Here is a 25999-nt window from a genome sequence, read left to right as displayed (position 1 = left end):
ACCTCTCGCGGGGCCCGGGCCCGGCTGACCCGTGTCCCGTCCGGATTTGCGGGAGTGGCAACACCGTTTGCCCCTTCCCGGTGCGTCGTCGCACGCTGACCGCATCCGAGCGGAGAGGCTGACCACCATGGCGCACCACCACCACACACCCGGGCACGACGACGACCACCGGCGGCACGATGACCAGCGGCACGGACACGGGCAGCACGGGCACGGGCAGCAAGGGCACGACCACGAAAGCCTCGACTGGGCCGATCTGGCACCGCTGCTGGAGTCGCAGGCGGAACTGTTCACCCCGCTGTACGAGCGGGCCCTGACCTGGCTGGCGAAGGAGGTCACCGAACCGGGGCTGGTCGTGGACGCCGGCAGTGGTCCCGGCGTGATCTCCGGCCTGTTCGCCGAGACCTTCCCGGGCGCCCGGATCGTGGCCGTCGACGGCTCCGAGCCGCTTCTGGAGCGGGCCCGCGCCCGCGCCGAACGCCTGGGGGTCGCCGACCGCTTCGACACCCTGACCGGCGACATGCCCGGTGTGCTGGCCGAGCTGGACTACCCGGCCGACCTGCTGTGGGCCAGCCGCAGCGTGCACCACCTCGGCGACCAGGGCGCGGCGCTCGCGGCCTGCGCCGAACGCCTCGCTCCCGGCGGCACCCTGGCCGTGATGGAGGGCGGGCTGCCCGCCCGTTTCCTGCCCCGGGACATCGGTTTCGGCCGCCCCGGACTCCAGGCGCGGATCGACGCCGTGGAGGAGGAGCGGTTCACGCGGATGCGCGAGGAGCTGCCGGACGCGGTGGCCCAGGTGGAGGACTGGCCCGCGCTGCTCACCGCGGCGGGGCTGCACCACACCCGCTCGCGCACCTTCCTCCTCGACCTGCCGGCTCCGGTGCCGGAGCGTGCCCGCGCCTACGTGGTCACGTCACTCACCCGCACCCGCGAGATGCTCGGCGAGTACCTGGACGCCGACGACCGCGCGACCCTGGACCGTCTGACCGACCCGGACGACCCGGCGAGCGTCCACCACCGCCCGGACGTGTTCGTCCTGGCCGCGCACACCGTCCACGCGGCGGTGCGCCCGGTGTGACCGTGTGTCGCTTGACTTGGAGAGCGCTTCAAGTGGTGGACTTCCCCGCACTCACACACAAGGGGGACAGATGACCGACGACACGCGCGTCACGCTCGTCACGGGTGGCGGGAGCGGGATCGGGGCCGCCGTGACACGGCGGCTGCTGGAGGCGGGTGAACGGGTCGCCGTCACCGGGCGTGGGGAGGAGCGGCTGCGGACGTTCGCCAAGGAACTGGGCGATCCGGAGCGGCTGTTGACCCTCCCCGGGAACGCGGCGGTGTACGACGACGTACGGGCGGCGGTCGACGCCGTGCTGGAGCGGTTCGGCCGGCTGGACACCGTCGTCGCCAACGCCGGGTTCGCCACCCACGACACGGTCGCCGAGGGCGATCCCGCCGGGTGGACCGAGATGGTGCTGACCAATGTGCTGGGCCCGGCCCTGCTGGTCCGGGCGTCCGTCGACGCGCTCAGGGAGAGCGGCGGGCGGATCGTGCTGATCGGCAGCGTCGCCGGGTTCGTGCCCACCCCGGGCAATCTGTACGGGGCCACGAAGTACGCGGTGACCGGGCTCGCCGAGAACACCCGGAGGCAGGTCACCGAGTGGGGCGTCGGGGTCACCCTGATCGCGCCGGGCCGGGTGGAGACCCCGTTCTGGGACGGCGGGGACGGTCTGCCGCCGGGCAACCTGCTCACCGCCGGCCAGATCGCCGACTCCGTGGTGTGGGCCCTCGGGCAGCCGGAGGGGGTGGACGTCAACACCGTCGTCGTCCGGCCGGTGGGACAGCCGAACTGACCGGCCCGCACACGCCGGTGGGACAGTCGGACTGACAGCCCCGCACACGCCGGTGGGACAGTCGAACCGTCAGCCCCGCACACGCCGGTGGGACAGTCGGACTGACAGCCCCGCACACGCCGGTGGCCGGCCACCCGTCACCACGGGGGCCGGCCACCGGCGCCTGTGCCGTCAGGCCTGGTTGAACTCCGCGGGGTTCAGACCCACCCGCCGGTCCTCGTTGAGCGCGCTGATCGCCGCGAGGTCCTCGGCGTCCAGGGTGAACCCGAAGACGTCGATGTTCTCCTTGATGCGGGACGGCGTCACCGACTTCGGGATGACGACGTTGCCCAGCTGGAGGTGCCAGCGCAGCACCACCTGGGCGGGGGTGCGGCCGTGCTTCTGCGCGATCGCCACGATCGCCGGGATCTCCAGGATGCCCTTGCCGGAACCGAGCGGGGAGTAAGCCTCCGTGGCGATGCCCTGCTCCGCGTGGTACTCACGCGTGGCGGCCTGCTGCAGATGCGGGTGCAGCTCGACCTGGTTGACCGCCGGGACGACCGACGTCTCCGCGATCAGGCGCTCCAGGTGCTCCGGCAGGAAGTTGGACACGCCGATCGCGCGGGCCCGCCCGTCGGACAGCAGCTTCTCGAACGCCTTGTACGTGTCGACGTACAGGTCGCGGGCCGGGGTCGGCCAGTGCATGAGGTACAGGTCGACGTAGTCGAGGCCCAGCTTGGCCAGCGAGGTGTCGAAGGCCTTCAGGGTGGAGTCGTACCCGTGGTCGCTGTTCCACAGCTTGGTGGTGACGAAGATGTCCTCGCGGGGGACGCCCGACCGCGCGATGGCCTTGCCGGTGCCCTCCTCGTTGCCGTAGATCGCCGCCGTGTCGATGCTGCGGTAGCCGGCCTCCAGTGCCGCCGCCACGGCCGTCTCGGCCTCCGTGTCCGGTACCTGCCAGACGCCGAACCCCAGCTGGGGCATCTCGACGCCGTTGTTCAGGGTGATCGGGGGGACCTTGCTCACGAGCTCTCGATCCTTAAGGTTGTGGTCAGGTGATACCCCCATCGTCAACGATCACGGTGCCCGGCGCATTCCTGACCGCGGAATTCATGCCCGGTAGAGCGCCTCGACCTCTTCCGTGTAGGCCTTCTCGATCGCCTTGCGCTTCAGCTTCAGCGACGGCGTGAGCAGTCCGTGCTCCTCGGTGAACGGCTGCGCCAGGATGCGGAAGGTGCGGATCGACTCGGCCTGCGAGACCAGGGTGTTGGCCGCGACCACCGCGCGCCGCACCTCTGTCTCGAGGTCCGCGTCGCGCACCAGTTCGGCCGGGGGAAGCTGCGGTTTCCCGCGCATCGACAGCCAGTGCTCGACGGCCTCCTGGTCGAGGGTGACCAGCGCGGCGACGTACGGCCGGTCGTTGCCGACCAGGAGGCACTGGTTGACCAGCGGATGGTCGCGCACCCGCTCCTCCAGCACTCCCGGTGAGACGCTCTTGCCGCCGGACGTCACCAGGATCTCCTTCTTTCGCCCGGTGATCGTCAGATAGCCGTCCTCGTCCAGCGCGCCCAGGTCGCCCGTGGCCAGCCAGCCGTCGTGCAGCGTCTCGTCGGTGGCCTTGGGGTTGTTGAGGTAGCCCTGGAAGACGTTCTCGCCGTGCAGCCAGATCTCACCGTCGTCGGCGATGTGCACGCTCACCCCGGGGATCGGCTGCCCCACCGTGCCGTAGCGGGTGCGCTCGGGCGGGTTGGCGCTGGCCGCCGCGGTCGACTCGGTCAGCCCGTAGCCCTCGTAGATCTGCACGCCGGCGCCCGCGAAGAACAGGCCCAGCCGGCGGTCCATGGCCGAACCGCCCGACATGGCGTGCCGGATCCTGCCGCCCATCGCGGCGCGGATCTTGGTGTAGACGAGCTTCTCGAAGAGCTGGTGCTGCATCCGCAGCGACGCCGACGGGCCGGGCCCTGTGCCCCAGGCCTTCGCCTCCACCGCGTCCGCGTACCGCACCGCCACCTCGACGGCTTTCTCGAAGGGCCCGCCGCGCCCCTCGCGCTCGGCCTTGCGCCGCGCCGCGTTGAACACCTTCTCGAAGATGTACGGCACGGCCAGGATGAACGTCGGTCTGAACGCGGCCAGGTCCGGCATCAGCGCGGCCGCGTTCAGCTGCGGCTGGTGGCCGAACTTCACCTTGCCGCGGATCGCCGCGACCTCGACCATCCGCCCGAAGACGTGGGCGAGGGGGAGGAACAGCAGCGTCGACGCCTCGTCGCCCCGGCGGGAGTGGAACACCGGCTCCCAGCGCTCGATGACGGTGTCCGCCTCGTACATGAAGTTGCCGTGCGAAAGCGCGCAGCCCTTGGGGCGGCCGGTGGTGCCCGAGGTGTAGATGACGGTCGCCACCGAGTCCGGGGTGACCGCCCGGCGGTGCCGGTGCACCACGTCGTCGTCGAGGTGCGCCCCCGCGTCGTACAGCTCCTGCACCGCGCCGGCGTCGAGCTGCCACAGCCGGCGCATCCGAGGCAGCCGGTCGATGACCGTGGCGATGGTCATCGCGTGGTCCTCGTGCTCCACGATCGCGGCCGTCACCTCCGCGTCGTGCAGCATCCAGGAGCACTGCTCCGCGGAGGACGTGGGGTAGACCGGGACGACCTGCGCGCCGATCGCCCACAGCGCGAAGTCGAACAGGGTCCACTCGTAGCGGGTGCGGGACATGATCGCGACCCGGTCGCCGAACCGGATGCCGCCCGCCAGCAGGCCCTTCGCCAGGGCGAGCACCTCGTCACGGAACTCGGCGCAGGTCACGTCGCGCCAGTGGCCGTCGTCGTCCTTGCGGCCGAGCGCCACGCGCAGCGGCTCCTCCTCGGCGTACCGGAACACCACGTCGGCCAGACCGCCCACCGAGGGCGCCTGTGACAACGGAGGGTTGGTGAACTCGCGCAATCCCGCTCCCCGCTTCCTGGCGCTCGGACCGGTGCGGCAACACCGTCGTCCCGCACAGCGCGGTGAAAGCTACCCCACGGGTCCGAGGGGCGGAACCGGGTCGAAAGCCACGAATGGGGCGGCCTGGTGCCGGCCGGTGAAGGAGAAACCTCCCACATGGGGAGGGGTCCGGCACATTCCTGACGGCGGAGTAAGTTTCGGTGCGGCAATCTCCACGGAATCTGTACGACCCCATGACCGCCCCATGGCCGTCGCGACGGTCCTCACCCAGCTCAGCGCACGGACGGCCCGGACCGTCACCCCCGCCCGCCGCGGTGCAGCCGGTCGCCGCCCGCGAGGATCGCCGCCGCCAGCGCGTCCGCCGCGCCCTGCGCCGAGGGGCGGCGCCGGCCGTGCACCACCACGAAATCCACCGCACCCGGCTCCGGCAGCCCGGCCCGCTCCGGCATCCGCACCAGCCCCGGCGGGACCAGCCCGCGCGCGTGCACCATCACTCCGAGCCCCGCCCGGGCCGCCGCGAGCAGTCCGTTGAGGCTGCCGCTGCTGCACACGATCCGCCACTGCCGTCCCTCCCGCTCCAGCGCCCGTAGCGCCAGGTCCCGGGTGATGCCGGGCGGCGGGTAGACGATCAGCGGCACCGGGCGGTGCGGGTCGAGGCGCAGGCCCGGCGTGCCGATCCACACCAGTTCGTCCTGCCACACCAGCCGGTGCGGGTCCGCGCGCGGATCCTCCGGCCGCCGCTTGGCCAGCACCAGGTCGAGGCGGCCGGCGGCGAGCTGCTCGTGCAGGGTGCCCGACAGCTCGACCGTCAGCTCCAGGTCGACCTCGGGGTGCTCGTGCCGGAACCGTTCGAGGATCTCCGGCAGCCGGGTCAGCACGAAGTCCTCGGACGCCCCGAAGCGCAGCCGCCCGCGCAGCCGGGTGCCGGTGAAGAACTGCGCCGCCTGCTCGTGCACGTCCAGGATGCGCCGCGCGAAGCCGAGCATCGCCTCGCCGTCCTCGGTCAGCTCCACGGAGTGGGTGTCCCGGGTGAACAGCAGCCGCCCGGTCGCCTCTTCCAGCCGCCGCACGTGCTGGCTCACGGTCGACTGGCGCAGCCCGAGCCGCCGCGCCGCCTGCGTGAAGCTCAGCGTCTGGGCCACGGACAGGAAGGTCCGCAGGTGGGTCGGCTCGTACATGCCCGGCAGCCTACCCCCGTCATCACGTTCCGCGATCACAGTGAGAGCGGTGTACGGGATTCCCGATCACGGGACGGACGAGCAGGATGGAGCGGGGACGCCTTGTCCCCGGCCGCCGGGGGACCCGTCCTCGGCGACCGCACCGCCGAGCACACACACCCGAGCACGTGGAGCACCGTGAAACGCCCGCACTGGCCGCGATGGATGCCGATCGACCCGTACATCACGCTGCTGCTCGGCACGGTGGGTCTGGCCGCGCTGCTGCCCGCCCGCGGCACCGGCGCGGACATCGCCTCCGGCGCCTCCACGGCCGCGATCGCGTTCCTCTTCTTCCTCTACGGCGCCCGGCTCTCCACCCGCGAGGCACTGGACGGGCTGAAACACTGGCGGCTCCACGTCACCGTGCTGATCTGCACCTTCGCCGTCTTCCCCCTGCTGGGCCTGGCCTCCCGCGGACTGGTCCCGGTGCTGCTCACCGACCCGCTGTACCAGGGGCTGCTGTTCTGCACGCTCGTCCCCTCCACCATCCAGTCGTCGATCGCCTTCACCTCGATCGCCCGCGGCAACGTGCCCGCCGCGATCTGCGCCGGCTCCTTCTCCTCGCTGGCCGGCATCGTCGTCACCCCGCTGCTCGCGGCGGCGCTGCTCGGCGGCGGCGCCGGCGGCTTCTCCGCGGACTCGGTGGTGAAGATCGTGCTGCAGCTGCTGGTGCCGTTCCTCGCCGGGCAGTTCACGCGCCGCTGGATCGGCGGCTTCGTCGCCCGCCACCGCAAGGTGCTGGGACTGGTGGACCGGGGCTCGATCCTGCTCGTCGTCTACACCGCGTTCAGCGAGGGCATGGTGCAGGGCGTCTGGAGCCAGGTGAGCCCCGCCCGGCTCGGCGGACTGCTCGTCGTCGAGGCCGTGCTGCTCGCGGTGATGCTGGCGCTCACCTGGTACGGCGCCAAGGGCCTCGGCTTCGGCCGGGAGGACCGGATCGCCATCCAGTTCGCCGGGTCGAAGAAGTCGCTGGCCGCCGGACTGCCCATGGCGAGCGTGCTGTTCGGCGCGCACGCCTCGCTGGCCGTGCTGCCGCTGATGCTGTTCCACCAGATGCAGCTGATGGTGTGCGCGGTGATCGCCAAGCGCCGCTCGAAGGACCCGGTCCCGGAGGTCACCCCGGAGTCCCGAGCCGCACGGTCACGAACCGAGGTCGGTACGGGGACACGTAGCGGCTGAGCAGCACCGCCGCCGCGGACGTCTCCGGCCGGCCCAGGTCGTGGCTGAGCACCAGAGGCTGGTCCAGCCGTCGCGCCGAGCGCCCTGGTCGCCGTGGCGGGCGAAGGCGGAGGTGAGCCCGTCGTCGGGCGCCCGCGAGACGGCCGTACGGGGCGCGCACGCCGCGCCGTCGTCCCCCTGCCGCTCTCCGGCCGGCGCGACCCCGAGGGCCAGGGGCAGCGCCGGTGCGATCCCGGCCCCCCGTCCGCCCTCGTGCGCGTGCGGTGTCGTCGGGCATGCCCGGTGACGGCAGTGGTCGCCGGAGCCCGGGGTCCGCCTGTTCGCGGCGGGGCCCCGCGGCGCAGGGGGCGCTCCCCGCCGGCTGGGGCCCCGCCGCCGTGCAGCGGGGGGACCGGTCAGGCCCGGACGGCCGCGGCCCGCAGGGCGATCCGCTCCTCACCCGCGTACACGTTCATGGAACTGCCCCGCAGGAAGCCCACCAGCGTCATGCCGGTCTCCGCCGCCAGGTCCACGGCCAGCGAGGACGGCGCCGAGACCGCCGCCAGCACCGGGATGCCGGCCATGACCGCCTTCTGCGCCAGCTCGAACGAGGCCCGCCCGGACACCATCAGCACCGTCCGGGACAGCGGCAGGTTCCCCTGTTGCAGCGCCCGGCCGACCAGCTTGTCGACCGCGTTGTGCCGGCCCACGTCCTCCCGTACGTCCAGCAGCTCGCCGTGCTCGTCGAACAGGGCCGCCGCGTGCAGTCCGCCGGTGCGGTCGAAGACCCGCTGGGCCGCCCGCAGCCGGTCCGGCAGCTCCGCCAGCAGCTCCGGCGTCACCCGCAGCGGCGGGCTGTCCGCGATCGGGTGACGGGTCGTGGTGCGCACCGCGTCCAGGCTGGCCTTGCCGCACAGACCGCAGGAGGACGTCGTGTAGACGTTCCGCTCCAGCGTGATGTCCGGGATCTCCACCCCGGGGGTGGTCGTCACGTCGACCACGTTGTACGTGTTCGACCCGTCGGCCGTGGCCCCGGCGCAGTAGACGATGTTCCGCAGGTCCGTCGCGGCCGCCAGCACGCCCTCGCTGACCAGGAAGCCGGCCGCCAGCGCGAAGTCGTCCCCCGGGGTGCGCATGGTGATCGCCAGGGGCTTGCCGTTCATCCGGATCTCCAGGGGTTCCTCGGCGACGAGCGTGTCCGGGCGGGTGGACACCGCCCCGTCCCGGATGCGGATCACCTTGCGTCGTTCCGTGACTCGTCCCATGTCCCTGTCCGTTCCGTTCAGTCCCGGTTCTGCACGTGCTGGTAGCCGAACCGGCCCTTGATGCACAGGTTGCCGTGGGTCACCGGGTTGTCGTGCGGCGACGTGACCTTCACGATCTCATTGTCCTGCACATGGAGCGTCAGGTTGCAGCCCACGCCGCAGTAGGCGCACACGGTCGTCGTGCGCGTCTGCCGCGACTCGTCCCACGTACCCGCCCCCCGCATGTCGAACTCCGACTTGAACGACAGCGCCCCCGTAGGGCAGACCTCGATGCAGTTGCCGCAGTACACGCACGCCGAGTCGGTCAGCGGGGCGTCGTGCTCCACCGCGATACGGGAGTCGAAACCGCGCCCGGCGACGGAGATCGCGAAGGTGTTCTGCCACTGGTCGCCGCAGGCGTCCACGCACTTGTAGCAGAGGATGCATTTGCCGTAGTCGCGCACGTAGAGGTCGTTGTCGACCCGGGGCTCCTCGTTCAACCGGGCCGCGTCCGGTCCGAAGCGGTCCGGTTTCGCCTCGTACTCCTTGAGCCATTCGGCGACCCGGGGCGTCGTCGACAGGTCGACCGACGAGGCGAGGAGCTCCAGGACGACCTTGCGGCTGTGCCGCGCCCGCTCGGTGCCGGTACGCACCTCCATGCCCGCCTCCGCCCTGCGCGAGCAGGCGGGGACCAGGGTGCGCGAGCCCTCGACCTCCACCACGCACACCCGGCAGGCGTTCTTCGGGGTGAGCGTGTCGCCCTCGCACAGCGTCGGGATGTCCTTCCCCGCGGCCCGGCAGGCGTCCAGGATCGTCGATCCCTCGGGCGCCCGGACCGGCTCGCCGTCCAGGGTGAACTCCAGCAGGCGGCGGGGGATCCCCAGCGGTGTCACGGTCATTCGTACGCCCCCAGACGGTCGATGGCGGATTCCACGGCGTTCCACGCGGTCTGGCCCAGACCGCAGATCGAGGCGTCACGCATCGCGCGCCCGACCTCGCGCAGCAGGGTGATGTCGGCGGCGGCGTCCGCGCCGGTGCGCTCGGCGATCCGGTGCAGCGCCTCCTCCTGGCGGACCGTGCCGACCCGGCAGGGCACGCACTGCCCGCAGGACTCGTCACGGAAGAACTCCGCGATGCGCAGCAGGAGACGGGGGAGCGGGACGGTGTCGTCGAAGGCCATGACGACTCCGGAGCCGAGGGTGGTGCCGGCTTCCCGGGTGCCTTCGAAGGTGAGGGGGATGTCCAGTTCGTCGGGGCGTACGAATCCGCCGGCGGCCCCTCCGAGCAGCACCGCCCGCAGACCGTCCCGTACGCCGGCGAGCGTGAGGAGCTCGCCGAGGGTCGCGCCGAACGGCAGCTCGTAGATCCCGGGGCGGGCCACGCTGCCCGAGACGCAGAACAGCTTGGGGCCGGTGGACGCCCCCGTGCCGATCGCCGCGTACGCCGGGGCGCCCAGGGTGAGGATCGGCAGGACGTTGACCAGCGTCTCCACGTTGTTCTCGACGGTCGGCTTGCCGAACAGCCCCTTCTCCACCGGGAAGGGCGGCTTGGAGCGGGGCTCGCCCCGATACCCCTCGATGGAGTTGAACAGGGCCGTCTCCTCGCCGCAGATGTAGGCGCCCGCACCGCGCCGGATCTCGATGTCGAAGGAGAAGCCCTGGCCGAGGACGTCGTCACCGAGCAGGCCGCGTGCCCGTGCCTGGGCGATGGCATGCTCCATGCGCTCCAGGGCGCGCGGGTACTCGCCGCGCAGATACAGGTGGCCGTGTCGGGCGCCGGTCGCGTACGCCGCGATCGTCATGGCCTCGACCAGCGCGTACGGGTCGCCCTCCATCAGCACCCGGTCCTTGAACGTGCCCGGCTCGGACTCGTCGGCGTTGCAGACCAGGTAGTGCGGGTGGTCCGGCCGGGACGCGGTGGCCTGCCACTTGCGGCCCGTCGGGAAGGCGGCGCCGCCGCGTCCGAGCAGACCGGAGTCGGTCACCTCCCGGATCACCCCGGCGGGCCCGAGGGCGAAGGCGCGGCGCAGCGCGGTGTAGCCGCCGTGCGCCCGGTAGTCGTCCAGGTCGGCCGGGTCCACGGTGCCGACGCGGCGCAGGAGCAGCAGCCCGGGATCGCCGGCCTGCGGGACCGCCGTGGCGGCCGGCGGCTCGTGAGGGGCGTTCTCCGGGGCGAGCGCCGCGCTGACCACGGCGTCCGGGGTGGCGGGCGCGCACACGGCGGTGGCCCGGGGAACGGCGCCGGGCACTCCGCCGTCAGGGGCCGTGGAAACGTCCTCCCCGGCCCGGACCACCAGCGCCGCCGGGGCCCGCTCGCACAGGCCCAGACAGGGGCTGCGCTCCACCGCCACCCCGGACCGCGGGCCCAGACGGGCCTCCACCGCCTCGCACAGCTTCGGCGCGCCCGCCGCCGCGCAGGCCAGGTCCGTGCACACGTGCAGCACCGTGGCCGGGCGCGGGCGTACGGAGAACATGGCGTAGAAGGTCGCGACCCCGTACGCCTCGGCCGGCGGGACCGTCAGCCGGCGGCACAGGTAGTCCAGCGCGCCCTCGCTGATCCAGCCGACCCGGTCGTTGAGCGCGTGCAGCCCCGGCAGCAGCAGGTCGCGGCGGTCGCGCGCCGCCCGCCCGCCGCGCGCCCACCGCAGGTCCGCCTCGGAACGGTCGGCGCCCTCCCAGGACGACTCGGGCGGGCCCAGCAGGGCGTCCACGGCGGCGCGTTCCTCGTCGGTCGGTTTGCTGTCACCGAAGTGCAGGTCCACGCTTGCTCACCTCACGTGTGTCGGAGCCGGGAGCTTCTCGATCCGGATCGCCGACGCCTTGAACTCCGCCGTCCCCGCGATCGGGCAGTTCGCCTCGATCGTCAGCTGGTTGGTGTCCACCTCGTCGGGAAAGTGGAACGTCATGAAGGCGAGCCCCGGCCGCAGCGCGGGGTCCACCCACACCGGCGCCAGCACGGACCCGCGCCGCGAGGTCACCCGCACCTCCTCGCCCACCATGACGCCGTACCGCTCGGCGTCCTCCGGGCACAGCTCGACGGACTCGCCGCGCCGCAGCGGGGAGGCGAAGGAGCCGCTCTGCACCCCGGTGTTGTAGGAGTCGAGGCGGCGCCCGGTGGTGAGGCGGATCGGGTACCGCTCGTCGGTAAGGTCCACCGGCGGGTCGTGCTGAACGATCCCGAACGGCGCCGGACGGCCACGGCGTCCGGGGTCCTTCTCCCACAACCGGGCGTGCAGGTACGGCGGTTCCAGCCCGTCCGTGCTCGGGCACGGCCACTGGATGCCCTGGTGCTCCTCCAGGCGGGCGTACGTCATGCCGTGGTGGTCCGGGGAGACCGAGCGCAGTTCGTTCCAGACGGCCTCGGAGTCGGCGTACTTCCAGTCGTGGCCGAGGCGCGTGGCGAGGTCGCAGAGGATGTCGATGTCCTCGCGCGCCTCACCGGGCGGGGTCACGGCCCGGCGGACGCGCTGCACCCGGCGTTCGCTGTTGGTGGTGGTGCCCTCCGTCTCGGCCCAGCCGGCGGTCGCGGGCAGCACCACGTCGGCCAGTTCGGCGGTCCTGGTGAGGAAGATGTCCTGGACGACGAGGAAGTCCAGCTCCTTCAGCCGGCGGACGGCCTGGTCGCTGTCCGCCTCCGACTGGGCCGGGTTCTCGCCGATGCAGTAGACGGCACGCAGCGAGCGGTCCTCCATCGCCTCGAACATCTCGGTCAGGGTCATGCCGTGGTGCGGCTGGATGACGGTGTCCCAGGCGGCCTCGAACTTGGCGCGCACGCCCGCGTCGAGGGGGTCCTGGAAGCCGGGGAGCCGGTTGGGGATCGCCCCCATGTCGCCGCCGCCCTGCACGTTGTTCTGGCCGCGCAGGGGCTGCAGGCCCGAGCCGTAGCGGCCGACGTGCCCGGTCAGCAGGGCGAGGTTGATCAGGGCGCGCACGTTGTCGGTGCCGTTGTGGTGCTCGGTGATGCCGAGCGTCCAGCACAGCTGGGCGCGTTCGGCGCGGGCGTAGGCGTGCGCCAGTTCGCGGATCGCCGCGGCCGGGACGCCCGTGACCTTCTCGGCGAGGGAGAGCGTCCAGGGCTCGACCAGCGCCTTGTACTCCTCGTAGCCGGTGGTGGCCCGCCGGACGAACGCCTCGTTGACCAGACCGGCGTGGATGATCTCGCGGCCGATGGCGTGGGCCATCGCGATGTCCGTGCCGACGTTGAGCCCGAGCCAGCTCTCCGCCCACTCGGCGGTGGACGTCCGGCGCGGGTCGACGGCGTACATCCGGGCGCCGTTGCGGATGCCCTTCAGCACGTGCTGGAAGAAGATCGGGTGCGCGAAGCGGGCGTTGGAGCCCCACATGACGACGACGTCGGTGTGCTCGACCTCCTCGTACGACGAGGTGCCGCCGCCCGAGCCGAACGCGGCGGACAGTCCGGCGACCGAGGGCGCGTGGCAGGTGCGGTTGCAGGAGTCGACGTTGTTGGTGCCCATGACGACCCGGGCGAACTTCTGCGCCACGTAGTTCATCTCGTTGGTGGCGCGGGAGCAGGAGAACATGCCGAACGCGCAGCGTGTCGCCGACAGTTCGCGCGCGGTGCGGTCCAGGGCCTCCTCCCAGGTGGCCCTGCGCAGCGGCTCGTCCCGTGAGTCGCGGACAAGGGGGTGGGTGAGGCGGGTGTAGGTCTTCGGGGTCCGGTCGCGTTTCCTCATGCGGCGCTCCTCAGCGCGAGCAGGTCGGACAGGGCGTGCACGGTGCGCAGGGTGGGCACGGGGACACCCGTGATCTCCGCCAGCTCGACCACGGCCGCGAGCAGCACGTCGAGCTCCAGCGGTTTGCCGCGCTCCAGGTCCTGGAGCGTGGAGGTGCGGTGGTCGCCGACCTTCTCGGCGCCGGCCAGCCGCCGTTCGATGGAGACGCCGACCTCGCAGCCGAGGGCGTGGGCGACCGCCAGTGTCTCGGCCATCATCGTCTCGATGACCCGGCGGGTGCCGCCGTGGAGGCACATCTGCCGCATGGTGGCCCGCACCAGGGCGCTGATCGGGTTGAAGGAGATGTTGCCCAGCAGCTTGAGCCAGATGTCGTTGCGCAGGTCCGTCTCGACCGGGCACTTCAGGCCGCCCGCCCGCATCGCCTCGCTCAGCTCCCGGCAGCGCGCGGAGACGCCGCGGTCGGGTTCGCCGATCGAGAAGCGGGTGCCTTCGACATGGCGTACGACACCGGGCCGTTCGAGTTCGGTGGCCGCGTACACCACGCAGCCGACGGCCCGTTCGGGCGCGAGGACCGCGCTGACCGCGCCGCCGGGGTCCACGCTTTCCAGGCGGCGGCCGTCGTACGGGCCGCCGTGCCGGTGGAAGTACCACCAGGGGATGCCGTTCTGGGCGGCCACCACGGCGGTCGTGCCGTGCAGCAGCGGCTCGATCAGCGGCCCGCACGCCGCGTACGCGTTGGCCTTCAGGCCCAGGAACACGTAGTCGACCGGGCCGACCTCGGCCGGGTCGTCGGTGGCACGGGGACGCGCGGTGAAGTCACCGCGCGGGCTGAGCACCCGGACCCCGTCCTGCCGCATGGCCGCCAGATGCGGTCCACGGGCGATGAGATGCACGTCGGCGCCCGCACGGTGGAGCGCGGCACCGACGTAGGCGCCGATCGCCCCGGCGCCGAGGACTGCGACTTTCATGGCGAAGGGAGCTCCGTTCGGTCGAGGGATACCGAAGAACCGGGAGAATCGCCGAATCTCTGTCGACGAAATATTGTCTACAGTATGGAGGCAGGCCCGACAAGGCTTTGTGCAGTACCGGTGGTTGTCCGCTCAACCGTCTTCTCAAGGGGCGGGTCGCTCCCTACGGTTGGGGACTCATGAGTCCCCCCGTCGCACCGCCGGGCTGGAGCCGCTGGCTCGTACCGCCCGCCGCACTCGCCGTACACCTCTCCATCGGCCAGGCCTACGCCTGGAGCGTGTTCAAGCCGCCGCTGGAGTCCGCGCTCGACCTCAGCGGCACCCAGAGCGCCCTGCCCTTCCAGCTCGGCATCGTGATGCTCGGGCTGTCCGCCGCCTTCGGCGGCACCCTCGTCGAACGCCGGGGCCCGCGCTGGGCGATGACCGTCGCCCTGATCTGCTTCTCCTCCGGCTTCCTGCTCTCCGCGCTGGGCGCGGCCACCGAGCAGTACTGGCTGATCGTCTTCGGCTACGGCTTCGTCGGCGGCGTCGGCCTGGGCATCGGCTACATCTCGCCCGTCTCGACGCTCATCAAGTGGTTCCCGGACCGGCCCGGCATGGCCACCGGCATCGCCATCATGGGCTTCGGCGGCGGCGCGCTGATCGCCTCCCCCTGGTCGGCGCAGATGCTCGAATCGTTCGGAAGCGACAACGTTGGCATCGCGTACGCCTTCCTCGTGCACGGGCTGACGTACGCCGTCTTCATGTCCCTCGGCGTGCTGCTGGTGCGCGTGCCGCCCACCGTGCGGCCGGCGGCCGACGCGCCCGCCGTCACCGCAGGACCGCGGGTCTCCGCCCGGTCCGCCGTGCGCACCCCGCAGTTCTGGCTGCTGTGGCTCGTGCTCTGCATGAACGTGACCGCCGGCATCGGCATCCTGGAGAAGGCCGCGCCGATGATCACCGACTTCTTCGCCGACACCTCCGCGCCGGTGTCCGCCACGGCCGCCGCGGGCTTCGTCGCCCTGCTGTCCGCCGCCAACATGGCGGGCCGCATCGGCTGGTCCACCACCTCCGACCTCATCGGCCGGAAGAACATCTACCGCGCCTACCTCGGCGTCGGCGCGCTGATGTACGCCCTCATCTGGTCGCTGGGCGACTCCTCCAAGCCGCTGTTCGTGCTGGCCGCGCTCGTCATCCTGTCCTTCTACGGAGGCGGCTTCGCGACGGTCCCGGCGTACCTGAAGGACCTGTTCGGCACCTACCAGGTGGGCGCCATCCACGGTCGGCTGCTCACCGCCTGGTCCACGGCCGGCGTCCTCGGACCGCTCATCGTCAACTGGGTCGCCGACCGGCAGGAGGAGGCCGGCAAGCACGGCCCGTCCCTCTACGGGGTGTCCCTGGTCGTCATGATCGGGCTGCTGGCCGTCGGCTTCGTCGCCAACGAACTGGTCCGCCCCGTCCACCCCCGCCACCACGAACCCGCCGCCGGCGCCCCGGCCGGGACCCCGAAGGAGGCCGCCGATGACCGGCGAGAGCAGTCAGAGTCCGCCTGAGTCCGACCGCCGCGCGCTGATCGCCTTCTCCTGGCTCTGGGTGGGCCTCCCGCTCGCCTACGGCCTGTACGAGCTGGTGCGCAAGGCGACGCAGCTGTTCACCGGGTGACCGGCCGGTGGCCGAGGGAACGGGCGCGGGGACGCCTGACGGAGCCTTCCGGGGGCTGACGGAAGCCGACAAGCCTCGCGCCCGTTTCCTGTCGCTTCACCTGCGGTCGTACCCGTGAGTCACTGATCAGACTGGTGCATCCCGCAACCGGATCACCAAGGGGATCACCATGAGCGGCTCGCGCATCACCGCCGTCGGCCACTACCAGCCCGCCCGGGTCCTGACCAACGAGGACCTGGCGGGCCTGGTCGACACCAGCGACGCGTGGATCACGAGCCGGGTGGGTATCCGTACCCGCCACATCGCCGGTCCCGACGAGCCCGTCGACGAACTGGCCGCGCACGCCGCCGCCAAGGCGCTCGCCGCGGCCGGCCGCACGCCCGCCGAGATCGACCTGGTCCTGGTCGCCACCTCCACCGCGATCGACCGCTCGCCCAACATGGCCGCCCGGGTCGCCGCCCGCCTCGGCATGCCCGGCCCCGCCGTGATGGACATCAACGTGGTGTGCGCCGGCTTCACCCACGCCCTCGCCACCGCCGACCACGCCGTGCGGGCCGGCGGGGCGCGGCGGGTGCTGGTGATCGGCGCCGACAAGATGTCCGAGGTGACCGACTGGACCGACCGCACCACGTGCGTCCTGGTCGGCGACGGGGCGGGCGCGGCCGTCGTGGAGGCGACCGAGGACGGCGCCGAGGGCGTGGAGGGTGCCGGGGCCGGCATCGGGCCGGTGCTGTGGGGCTCGGTGCCCGAGATGGGGAACGCGGTGCGGATCGAGGGGACCCCGCCGCGGTTCGCGCAGGAGGGGCAGAGCGTCTACCGCTGGGCGACCACCCGGCTGCCGGAGTTCGCCCGGCAGGCGTGCGAGAAGGCGGGGCTGACGCCCGAGGACCTCGCCGCGGTGGTCCTGCACCAGGCCAACCTGCGGATCGTGGAACCCCTCGCGCGCAGGCTCGGCGCGGTCAACGCGGTGGTCGCGCGGGATGTCGTCGACTCCGGCAACACGTCGGCCGCGAGCATTCCGCTCGCCTTCTCCAAACTCGTCGAGCAGGGAGCGGTGTCGGCCGGGGACCCGGTGCTGCTGTTCGGCTTCGGCGGGAACCTGTCGTACGCGGGGCAGGTCGTGCGGTGCCCGTGAGCGGGCCACACATGACGCCGGTGTGACGAGGGCAACCCGGACGGGGGGCGGCGGCGCGCCGTAGACTGTAGACGAAAGACAATCACCACCCAGGACGTCTGCGGTGTCTCCGGCTCGTGCGCCGGGTGCACGGGCGCCGCCGAGGAGGGGGACCGATGTTGTCGACAGGACTGCCCCAGGGGGCGGTGCCCCGGCTCGAACGGCCGGGCCCGCTGCGCGACCGCGTCTACGAGGCACTGCTCGAACTCATCACCACCCGCGCCCTCCGGCCGGGTCAGCACCTCGTCGAGAGCGAACTCGCGGGCCACCTCGGGGTGTCCCGCCAGCCGGTGCGCGAGGCGCTGCAGCGTCTCAACACCGAGGGCTGGGTCGACCTGCGCCCCGCCCAGGGCGCGTTCGTGCACGAGCCGACGGAGGAGGAGGCCGACCAACTCCTCACCGTCCGCACCCTGTTGGAGGCGGAGGCGGCCCGGCTGGCCGCGAGCAACGCCGACAGCGAGGGGGTGCGGGCCCTGGAGGAGATCCTCGCCGAAGGGCTCGAGGCCGTCGAGGCCGACGACGTGGACGCCGCCGTGGCGCTCAACGCCCGTTTCCACGCGAAGGTGATGGAGCTGGCCGGGAACGCCGTGCTCGCCGAACTGGCCGCCCAGGTCGACCGGCGGGTGCGCTGGTACTACACGCCGGTCGCCCGGCAGCGCGGCGCCCAGTCCTGGGTGGAGCACCGGGAGTTGATCGCGGCGATCGCCGCGCGCGACGAGCAGTCGGCCACCCGCCTGATGCGGGAGCACACCGAGCACACCCGCCGGTCCTACCACGCCCGGACGGACGGCTGAAGGGCCGGGAAGCATACGGGTTTCCGGCCAGACCCCGGGCGACCCGGGCGCGTCGAGCCCGCCCCGCCCCTCGGCGCGCGGCACCGCACGATGCCTGGTCCCGGCGCGTCCGAACCCGTACCGACCGGGCCCTCCCAGGGCCTCGCACCCCCCTCTTTGTCCTGAGAGTGGAAAAAGTAGGGGGCAATTCCTGCGCGACTTCTTCCCACCTCCGGCAGGCGCTGCTACTTTCCCATCCGAAGGCACGCCACACACGTGGCCGGAATCCGGCGCGCACAGCCGACGAGGCGGGGAGGGGCTCGTGAGACGCATGACTGCGCGACCCGCGAACGCCCATCAGGCACGACTGCTCAGGCTGCTGCGCGACGGCGGACCCAACTCCCGTGCCCAGCTGGGCGACCAGGTCGACCTGTCCCGGTCGAAGCTGGCCGTGGAGGTGGACCGGCTGCTGGAGACGGAACTCGTCGTGGCCGACGGACTCGCCGCCTCGCGCGGCGGCCGCCGCTCCCACAACATCCGCCTCAACCCGCACCTGCGCTTCCTCGGCGTCGACATCGGCGCGACCTCGGTCGACGTCGCCGTCACCAACGCCGAGCTGGAGATCCTCGGGCACATCAACCAGCCCATGGACGTGCGCGAGGGGCCGGTCGCGGTCTTCGAGCAGGTGCTCGCCATGGCCGCGAAGCTGAGGGCCACCGGGCTCGCGGAGGGGTTCGACGGCGCCGGCATCGGCGTCCCCGGACCGGTCCGCTTCCCCGAGGGCATCCCGGTGGCGCCGCCGATCATGCCCGGCTGGGACGGCTTCCCCGTGCGGGAGGCGCTCAGCCAGGAGCTCGGCTGCCCGGTCATGGTCGACAACGACGTGAACCTCATGGCGCTGGGGGAGCAGCACGCGGGCGTCGCCCGCACCGTCGCCGACTTCCTCTGCGTCAAGATCGGCACAGGCATCGGCTGCGGCATCGTCGTCGGCGGTGACGTCTACCGCGGTACGACGGGCAGCGCGGGCGACATCGGGCACATCCAGGCCGTGCCCGACGGCCGTCCGTGCGCCTGCGGCAACCGGGGCTGCCTGGAGGCGCACTTCTCCGGCGCGGCCCTGGCCCGGGACGCGACGGAGGCCGCCGAACAGCGGCTCTCCGCCGAACTCACCACCCGGCTGGAGGCGAACGGCACGCTCAGCGCCGCCGACGTCGCCGCCGCGGCCGCCGCCGGTGACGCCACCGCCCTCGACCTGATCCGTGAGGGCGGCAACCGCACCGGCCAGGTCATCGCCGGCCTGGTCAGCTTCTTCAACCCCGGCCTGGTGGTGATCGGCGGCGGGGTGACCGGCCTCGGCCACACCCTGCTCGCCGCGATCCGCACCCAGGTCTACCGCGGCTCACTGCCCCTGGCGACGGGCAACCTGCCCATCGTCCTGGGGGAGTTGGGCCCCACCGCCGGCGTCATCGGCGCGGCCCGCCTCATCAGCGACCACCTGTTCTCACCCGCGTAGGCCCACGCCGGGGCGGCCCCGCCGCGACCGGCCCCCAGCACCACCCGGCGCGGACCACCCCGCCCGGCACCGGCACCACCCGGGACGGGTTCGCCCGCCCGGCACCAGCACCGACCGGGGCGAGTGCACCGCCCCGGCACCACCCGGCGCGGGCCCGCCCGCACCGACCCGAACTGCACCACCGCCGGCACGGGCGCCGCCCCGTGCCGGCGTGCAGGGCACCACCCGCCGGCACGGGCGCCACATCGTCGCCGGCATGCAAGGCAGCACCACCTCGCCGGTGCGACACCCAGCCGCACCGGTTGTCAGGCACCGCCGTGCCGATGCGACGGCCACTCGCGTCCGCACGCGGTGCGCGACGTGCCCGGACGGAAGCCGTCCGTCCTGGCACACGAGGCACCACCCGGCGCGGACGCCGTTCCGCCGCCGGCGTGCAAAGCAGTAACCGTGCCGGTGCGATCGCCACCCGCGTCGGCACACAGCACGACCCGCCGGTACGGAAGCCGCCCGTTCCGGCGCACGAGCCGCACCACCCGTCGACGCGGGCACCGCCCCGCACCACCCGCCGGCGCGGGCGCCACCCCGCTCCGGTGCGAGCCGCACCACCCGCCGCGAAACCACACCACGCCGTCGCTCAGCTCCGCCCTGCCAGAAAACGCTTGCCCCACGCGGGGCCGGGACAGCCGGCCCCGTCGAGGGCCAGGCACCGCCTGCCCCGCGAGGGGCCACCGGCCCCGTACCGCCCGCCGAGGGGAATCCGCATGGCACCAGAACCACCGCTGCTCACCATGTCCGGCATCACCAAGTCCTTCCCGGGAGTCCGGGCCCTGGACGGCGTCGACCTCGACGTCCAGGCCGGCGAGGTGCACTGCTTGCTCGGCCAGAACGGCGCCGGCAAGTCCACCCTGATCAAGGTGCTGGCCGGCGCCCATCAGCCCGACACGGGCACGATCCGCTGGCGCGGCGACGACGTCATCCTGCGCTCACCGATCGCCGCCATGCGCCTCGGCATCGCCACCATCTACCAGGAACTCGACCTGGTGGAGCACCTGTCGGTCGCGGAGAACGTCCACCTCGGCCACGAACCCACCGCCGCCGGCTTCGTCGTCCGCGGACGGGCCGCCAAGGCGTCCACCGCCGACCTGCTGAAGCGGCTCGGACACCCGGAGATCGACCCCGGCCGTCTGGTCGGAGACCTCTCCGCCGCGCACCAGCAGATCGTGTCGATGGCCCGCGCCCTCTCCCACGACGTACGGCTGATCGTGATGGACGAGCCGTCCGCCGCGCTCGACCCGGACGAGGTCGACAACCTCTTCCGTATCGTCGGCGACCTGACCGCCGGCGGTGTCGCCGTCGTGTACATCTCCCACCGCCTGGAGGAGATCCGCCGCATCGGCGACCGCGTGACCGTGCTGAAGGACGGCAGGGCGGTGGCCCGCGGGCTGCCCGCGAAGTCGACGCCCACCAGCGAGGTGGTGTCGCTGATGACGGGACGCAACGTCGAGTACGTCTTCCCGCCCCGGCCCGCCGCCGCACCGACCACCGGCGAACCGGTGCTGACCGTCGAGAACCTGTCCCGCCAGGGCGAGTTCGCCCCGCTGGACCTCCAAATCCGCCCCGGCGAGATCGTGGGTCTCGCCGGACTCGTCGGGTCCGGGCGGTCCGAGATCCTGGAGACCGTCTACGGCGCCCGCAAACCGGACACCGGCCGGGTCCTCGTCGACGGCAGGCCCCTCCGGCCGGGCAGCGTCCGCGCGGCCGTCCGCGCCGGACTCGGCCTCGCGCCCGAGGAACGCAAGGCGCAGGCCCTGCTGATGCTGGAGTCGGTCACCCGCAACGTGTCCGTCTCCTCGATGTCCCGCTTCGCGCGGGCCGGCTGGATCGACCGCGGCGCCGAACTGGGGGCGGCGCGCGCGGCGGTCCGCGAACTGTCCCTGCGGCCCGACAACCCCGACGTGCCCGTGCGCACCCTGTCCGGCGGCAACCAGCAGAAGGCCGTGCTCGCCCGCTGGCTGCTGCGTGGCTGCCGGGTGCTGCTGCTCGACGAACCCACCCGCGGCGTCGACGTCGGCGCCCGGGCCGAACTGTACGCCGTCGTCAGGAGGTTGGCGGACGAAGGGCTCGCCGTGCTGCTGGTCTCCAGCGAGGTCCCCGAGGTCCTCGGCCTCGCCGACCGCGTCCTGGTGCTGCGCGAGGGCACCGTCGTCCACACGGCGCCCGCCCGCGAACTCGACGAACACCGTGTACTCGACCTGGTCATGGAAGGAAGCCCGGCGTCATGACGCAGAACGTCTCCCCGCCGCGGGACAGCACCTCCAAGGTGCCGTCGGCCGGCGAACAGCCCGCCTGGCGGGCCGTGTTGTTCCGCGCCGACGTGCGCACCCTGTCCCTGCTCGGCGTGCTCGCCGTACTGATCCTGATCGGCGGCCTCACCAAGCCGGAGCAGTTCCTGGACACCCGCAACCTCCAGCTGGTCCTCACCCAGGCGTCCGTCATCGGTGTCGTCACCGTCGGCATGACCTTCGTGATCATCTCCGGCGGCATCGACCTGTCGGTCGGCGCGATCGTCGCCCTCGCCTCGGTGTGGGCGACGACCGTCGCCACCCAGGAGTACGGCTTCGCCGGCATCCTCTTCACCGCCGTCCTGGTGGGGCTCGGCTGCGGCCTGGTCAACGGGGTGCTCATCGCGTACGGCGGGATGGTGCCGTTCATCGCCACCCTCGCCATGCTCGCCTCCGCCCGCGGCCTCGCCCTGCAGCTCACCGACGGGCGGACGCAGATCGTCACCGTCGACAGCGTCCTCGACCTCGGCGAACGCGACGCCTACGTGCTGGGCATCCCCCCGCTGGTGCTGGTGTTCGCCGCGGTCACCGTCATCGGCTGGCTGGTCCTGAACCGCACCACGTTCGGCCGCCGCTCCGTCGCCGTCGGCGGCAACGCGGAGGCCGCCCGCCTGGCCGGCATCGACGTCCGCCGCCAGCGGCTCTACCTGTACCTGCTGTCCGGACTGTGCTGCGGCATCGCCGCGTTCCTGCTGATCGTGCTGGCCGGCTCCGGTCAGAACACCAACGGCAACCTCTACGAACTCGACGCCATCGCCGCCGCGATCATCGGCGGCACCCTGCTCACCGGGGGCCGCGGCACCATCGTCGGCTCCGTCCTCGGCGTCCTGATCTTCACCACCATCACCAACATCTTCGCCCTGAACAACCTGCAGACCGACGTCCAGCAGATCGCCAAGGGCGCGATCATCGTCGCCGCCGTGCTGGTCCAGCGGCGTACCGCGAGCACGACCTGAGGGAAGGGTTCACCGCCATGCCAGAGCCGACGTTCACCAGCCGCAGAGGGCTCCTCTTCGGAGCCGCCGCCGTCTCCGCCGGCGCTCTCGTCACCGGCTGCACCAGCAACGAGCCCAGCGGCGGCGACGAGCCCGCCGCCGACAACCAGCCGGCCGCCGACGACAAGCCCGGCAAGCAGGTCACCATCGGCTTCGCCGGACCGCAGGCCGACCACGGCTGGCTCAACGCGATCAACGACAACGCCAAGAAGCGCGCCGAGAAGTACTCCGACGTCACGCTGGAGAGCACCGAGGGCTCCAACGACACCGCCCAGCAGATCGGCCAGATCGAGACCCTCATCAACAAGAAGGTCGACGTCCTGGTCATCCTGCCGGCCGACGGCAAGGCGCTCACCCAGGTCGGCCTGAAGGCCATGCGCGCCGGCATCCCGGTCGTCAACCTCGACCGCATCTTCAACACCCCGCAGGCGTACCGCTGCTGGGTCGGCGGCGACAACTACGGCATGGGCCTCAACGCCGGGCACTACATCGGCGAGAAGCTCAAGGACACGTCCGACGCCAAGGTCATCGAGCTGGCCGGCCTGGACAACCTGGAGCTGACCAAGCAGCGCACCCAGGGCTTCGACGACGCGCTGAAGAACTACCCGAACATCCGCAAGGTGGCCCGCCAGGCCGCCGAGTTCACCGTCGAGTCCGGCCAGGCCAAGATGGCCCAGCTGCTGCAGGCCCAGTCTCAGTTCGACGCGCTGTGGAACCACGACGACGACCAGGGCGTGGGCGCCCTGCGCGCCATCGAGCAGGCAGGGCGGGACGACTTCCTGATGGTGGGCGGCGCCGGGGCGCTCTCCGCGTTCGAGGCCATCAAGGCCGACAACGGCGTCCTCAAGGCCACCGTCCTGTACCCGCCGACCATGGCCGCCTCCGCCATCGACCTCGCCCGCGCCCTCGGCCAGGGCAAGGGCATCGGCGGCCTGGCCGAGTTCGAGATTCCCTCGTCGGTGACCTGCTACTCGGCCGTCGTCGACAAGGAGAACGTCGACCAGTACATGCCCACCGGCTTCCGGTGAGGAGCCCCGCCCCACGGGCCTGACCAGCCCACCGGGCGGGGACCGCCCCGCCCGCCACGACGACGAGGAGGACTTCCGAATGGCACAGCCGCAAGCGTCCGAAGGGGCGGAAACGGGGAAGCCACCGCTGCGCATCGGCATGGTCGGTTACGCCTTCATGGGCGCCGCCCACTCCCAGGGCTGGCGCACCGTGGGACGCGTCTTCGACCTGCCGCTCCGCCCCGACATGGCCGTGATCTGCGGCCGGGACGCCGACGCCGTGCGGGCGGCGGCCGACCGGCACGGCTGGGCGGAGGCCGGGACCGACTGGCGCGCCCTGGTGGAGCGCGACGACATCGACCTCGTCGACATCTGCACCCCCGGCGACAGCCACGCCGAGATCGCGCTGGCCGCGCTGGCCGCGGGCAAGCACGTGCTGTGCGAGAAGCCCCTCGCCAACACCGTCGCGGAGGCGGAGGCGATGGCCCGCGCCGCACAGGACGCGCAGGCCCGCGGCCAGGTCGCCATGGTCGGCTTCAACTACCGCCGGGTGCCCGCCACCGCGCTGGCCCGGCGGATGGTGGAGGAGGGCCGCATCGGCACCCTGCGGCACGTGCGGGTGGTCTACCTCCAGGACTGGCTGGTGGACCCGCAGTTCCCGCTCACCTGGCGGCTGCGCCGGGAACAGGCGGGATCCGGCTCGCTCGGCGACCTCGGCGCGCACATCGTCGACCTCGCCCAGTACCTGGCCGGCGAGCAGCTCGCGGGCGTCTCCGCGCTCACCGAGACGTTCGTCAAGGAGCGGCCGCTGCCCACCGCGTCCAGCAGCGGCCTGGCCGCCGTCTCCGCGGCGGGCACCGGGCCGGTCACCGTGGACGACGCCGCCCTGTTCACCGGCCGGTTCACCTCCGGCGCCCTGGCGTCCTTCGAGGCCACCCGGTACGCCACCGGACGCAAGAACGCGCTGCGGATCGAACTCAACGGCGAGCGCGGCTCGCTCGCCTTCGACCTGGAGCGGCTCAACGAGCTCGAGTACCACGACGGCACCGCGCCCGCGACGCACGGCGGCTTCCGCCGGATCCTGGTCACCGAGCCCGACCACCCCTACCTCGACGCCTGGTGGCCGCCGGGCCACGGCCTCGGCTACGAGCACACCTTCGCGCACCAGGCCCGCGACCTGGTCCACGCCGTCGCCGACGGCCGCAGCCCCGAGCCGTCCTTCGCCGACGGACTCCAGGTGCAGCGGGTCCTCGCCGCGGTGGAGGAGAGCGCCGAGAAGAACGCCGTCTACACCCCGATCGCCGCCTGAGGAGGATGGATACGGATGCCGCGCAACTTCACCCTGTTCACCGGCCAGTGGGCCGACCTGCCGCTCGAGGAGGTCTGCCGGCTCGCCCGTGACTTCGGCTACGACGGCCTCGAACTCGCCTGCTGGGGCGACCACTTCGAGGTGGACAAAGCCCTCGCCGACCCGTCCTACGTGGCGGGGCGCCACCAGCTCCTCGACAAGTACGGCCTGAAGTGCTGGGCGATCTCCAACCACCTGGTGGGCCAGGCGGTCTGCGACGCCATCATCGACGAACGCCACCAGGGCATCCTGCCGCCCCGCATCTGGGGCGACGGCGAACCCGAGGGCGTACGGCAGCGGGCCGCCGCCGAGATCAAGGACACCGCGCGCGCCGCGGCCCTCCTCGGCGTCGACACCGTCATCGGGTTCACCGGCTCCGCCATCTGGCACCTGGTCGCCATGTTCCCGCCCGCCCCCGAGTCGATGATCGAGCGCGGCTACGAGGACTTCGCCGAGCGCTGGAACCCGATCCTGGACGTCTTCGACGCCGAGGGCGTGCGCTTCGCGCACGAGGTCCACCCCAGCGAGATCGCCTACGACTACTGGACCACCGTGCGCGCCCTTGACGCGGTGGACCGGCGCCCGGCGTTCGGGCTGAACTTCGACCCGTCCCACTTCGTGTGGCAGGACCTCGACCCGGTCGGCTTCCTGTGGGACTTCCGCGACCGGATCTACCACGTCGACTGCAAGGAGGCCCGCAAGCGCCTGGACGGCCGCAACGGCCGGCTCGGCTCCCACCTGCCGTGGGGCGACCCCCGGCGCGGCTGGGACTTCGTCTCCGCGGGCCACGGTGACGTGCCCTGGGAGGACGTCTTCCGCATGCTGCGCTCCATCGACTACCAGGGCCCCGTCTCCGTCGAGTGGGAGGACGCGGGCATGGACCGTCTCCAGGGCGCACCGGAGGCGCTGAAGCGCCTCAAGGCCTTCGACTTCGACCCGCCCACCGCGTCCTTCGACGCGGCCTTCAACAGCTGACCGACCCAGGTCCCACGACAGGTCGGGGACGGGGGCCGGCGAAGCCGTCGGCCCCCGCTCCGGCCTGCCCGGAACCCGCTTTGTCCTCTCGTGGGAAAAAGTTGAACCAGGCGCGGTCCAAGGGGTGTTGCCCCCGGAAGAACGCGGTTACCGTCCCTGAAGTGTTCAGGACACCCACGCCT

General features: G+C 72.4%; 21 protein-coding genes. 13 read left to right on the top strand and 8 right to left on the bottom strand.

Going from position 1 to position 25999, the window contains the following annotated elements; translation table 11 throughout:
• The first annotated feature begins 127 nt into the window (after window positions 1–127).
• Together B100_RS0107445 and B100_RS0107440 are read left to right on the top strand one after the other, a co-directional pair.
• Window positions 128–1078, top strand: a complete 951-nt coding sequence (locus B100_RS0107445) for a class I SAM-dependent methyltransferase (RefSeq protein WP_024883811.1) — start codon at window positions 128–130, stop codon at window positions 1076–1078.
• Window positions 1079–1148: 70 nt separating this feature from the next.
• Window positions 1149–1853, top strand: a complete 705-nt coding sequence (locus B100_RS0107440; protein WP_024883810.1) for an SDR family oxidoreductase — start codon at window positions 1149–1151, stop codon at window positions 1851–1853.
• A 171-nt stretch (window positions 1854–2024) separates the two neighbouring features.
• Here the strand turns inward: B100_RS0107440 and B100_RS0107435 are convergent, their stop codons facing one another.
• The 3 genes from B100_RS0107435 to B100_RS0107425 all read right to left on the bottom strand — a co-directional run bounded on the left by B100_RS0107435 (window position 2025) and on the right by B100_RS0107425 (window position 5947).
• Entirely contained in the window at window positions 2025–2900 is an 876-nt protein-coding gene (locus B100_RS0107435) for an aldo/keto reductase (RefSeq protein WP_051489948.1), read from the bottom strand.
• Between the two features lie 42 nt (window positions 2901–2942).
• Window positions 2943–4769 carry a long-chain fatty acid--CoA ligase gene (locus B100_RS0107430; protein WP_024883808.1) on the bottom strand — a complete coding sequence of 609 codons (1827 nt, stop codon included), beginning with the start codon at window positions 4767–4769 and terminating at the stop codon, window positions 2943–2945.
• Window positions 4770–5065: 296 nt separating this feature from the next.
• The gene (locus B100_RS0107425; RefSeq protein ID WP_024883807.1) at window positions 5066–5947 is read right to left on the bottom strand and encodes a LysR substrate-binding domain-containing protein; all 882 of its coding nucleotides are present in this window, start codon (window positions 5945–5947) and stop codon (window positions 5066–5068) included.
• Between the two features lie 204 nt (window positions 5948–6151).
• Here B100_RS0107425 and B100_RS0107420 point away from each other — a divergent pair, with 204 nt between their 5' ends.
• Window positions 6152–7165 (top strand): bile acid:sodium symporter family protein, encoded by a 1014-nt coding sequence (locus tag B100_RS0107420; protein ID WP_199785222.1) that lies wholly within the window; start codon window positions 6152–6154, stop codon window positions 7163–7165.
• 395 nt (window positions 7166–7560) lie between these two features.
• Here the strand turns inward: B100_RS0107420 and fdhD are convergent, their stop codons facing one another.
• Genes fdhD through B100_RS0107395 form a run of 5 tightly spaced genes read right to left on the bottom strand, consistent with a single transcriptional unit; the run spans window position 7561 to window position 14049 of the window.
• Window positions 7561–8409: a formate dehydrogenase accessory sulfurtransferase FdhD gene (gene fdhD / locus B100_RS0107415; protein WP_024883805.1), complete on the bottom strand. Its 849-nt coding sequence runs from the start codon at window positions 8407–8409 to the stop codon at window positions 7561–7563.
• Between the two features lie 17 nt (window positions 8410–8426).
• The gene (locus B100_RS0107410) at window positions 8427–9287 is read right to left on the bottom strand and encodes a 2Fe-2S iron-sulfur cluster-binding protein (protein ID WP_024883804.1); all 861 of its coding nucleotides are present in this window, start codon (window positions 9285–9287) and stop codon (window positions 8427–8429) included.
• The gene (locus B100_RS0107405; RefSeq protein WP_024883803.1) at window positions 9284–11149 is read right to left on the bottom strand and encodes an NAD(P)H-dependent oxidoreductase subunit E; all 1866 of its coding nucleotides are present in this window, start codon (window positions 11147–11149) and stop codon (window positions 9284–9286) included. The genes B100_RS0107410 and B100_RS0107405 overlap by 4 nt, the downstream gene beginning before the upstream one ends.
• 6 nt (window positions 11150–11155) lie before the next feature.
• Window positions 11156–13081 carry a molybdopterin-dependent oxidoreductase gene (locus tag B100_RS0107400; protein ID WP_024883802.1) on the bottom strand — a complete coding sequence of 642 codons (1926 nt, stop codon included), beginning with the start codon at window positions 13079–13081 and terminating at the stop codon, window positions 11156–11158.
• On the bottom strand, window positions 13078–14049 hold the full coding sequence (locus B100_RS0107395; RefSeq protein ID WP_024883801.1) for a 2-dehydropantoate 2-reductase: 972 nt from the start codon (window positions 14047–14049) through the stop codon (window positions 13078–13080). Before B100_RS0107395 ends, B100_RS0107400 begins: the two co-directional genes overlap by 4 nt.
• Window positions 14050–14228: 179 nt before the next feature.
• On the opposite strand from B100_RS0107395, the gene B100_RS0107390 reads away from it, so the two are divergent.
• From B100_RS0107390 to B100_RS0107345, 10 genes are all read left to right on the top strand, one after another.
• Complete coding sequence (locus tag B100_RS0107390; protein ID WP_024883800.1) at window positions 14229–15581, top strand: OFA family MFS transporter; 1353 nt, start codon at window positions 14229–14231, stop codon at window positions 15579–15581.
• Window positions 15550–15690 (top strand): MFS transporter small subunit, encoded by a 141-nt coding sequence (locus B100_RS37205; RefSeq protein WP_199785220.1) that lies wholly within the window; start codon window positions 15550–15552, stop codon window positions 15688–15690. The genes B100_RS0107390 and B100_RS37205 overlap by 32 nt, the downstream gene beginning before the upstream one ends.
• Before the next feature lie 169 nt (window positions 15691–15859).
• Window positions 15860–16825, top strand: coding sequence for a beta-ketoacyl-ACP synthase III (locus B100_RS0107380; RefSeq protein WP_024883799.1), 966 nt, complete (start codon window positions 15860–15862; stop codon window positions 16823–16825).
• A gap of 155 nt (window positions 16826–16980) precedes the next feature.
• Entirely contained in the window at window positions 16981–17658 is a 678-nt protein-coding gene (locus B100_RS0107375; RefSeq protein ID WP_024883798.1) for a GntR family transcriptional regulator, read from the top strand.
• Window positions 17659–17968: 310 nt separating this feature from the next.
• Complete coding sequence (locus B100_RS0107370) at window positions 17969–19150, top strand: ROK family protein (RefSeq protein ID WP_024883797.1); 1182 nt, start codon at window positions 17969–17971, stop codon at window positions 19148–19150.
• A gap of 761 nt (window positions 19151–19911) precedes the next feature.
• Window positions 19912–21432, top strand: coding sequence for a sugar ABC transporter ATP-binding protein (locus B100_RS0107365; RefSeq protein WP_024883796.1), 1521 nt, complete (start codon window positions 19912–19914; stop codon window positions 21430–21432).
• Complete coding sequence (locus B100_RS0107360) at window positions 21429–22448, top strand: ABC transporter permease (protein ID WP_024883795.1); 1020 nt, start codon at window positions 21429–21431, stop codon at window positions 22446–22448. Before B100_RS0107365 ends, B100_RS0107360 begins: the two co-directional genes overlap by 4 nt.
• A 17-nt stretch (window positions 22449–22465) precedes the next feature.
• Window positions 22466–23515 carry a substrate-binding domain-containing protein gene (locus tag B100_RS0107355; RefSeq protein ID WP_024883794.1) on the top strand — a complete coding sequence of 350 codons (1050 nt, stop codon included), beginning with the start codon at window positions 22466–22468 and terminating at the stop codon, window positions 23513–23515.
• 79 nt (window positions 23516–23594) lie between these two features.
• A complete protein-coding gene (locus B100_RS0107350; protein ID WP_024883793.1) occupies window positions 23595–24803 on the top strand; it encodes a Gfo/Idh/MocA family protein in 1209 nt (402 codons plus the stop codon).
• Window positions 24804–24818: 15 nt separating this feature from the next.
• Window positions 24819–25817 carry a sugar phosphate isomerase/epimerase family protein gene (locus B100_RS0107345; protein ID WP_024883792.1) on the top strand — a complete coding sequence of 333 codons (999 nt, stop codon included), beginning with the start codon at window positions 24819–24821 and terminating at the stop codon, window positions 25815–25817.
• The last annotated feature ends 182 nt before the right edge of the window (window positions 25818–25999 follow it).

This window comes from Streptomyces sp. CNH189 (assembly GCF_000527195.1).
The sequence above is the reverse complement of the archived record's forward strand: the minus strand, read 5'-3'. Positions and strand labels throughout refer to the sequence as shown.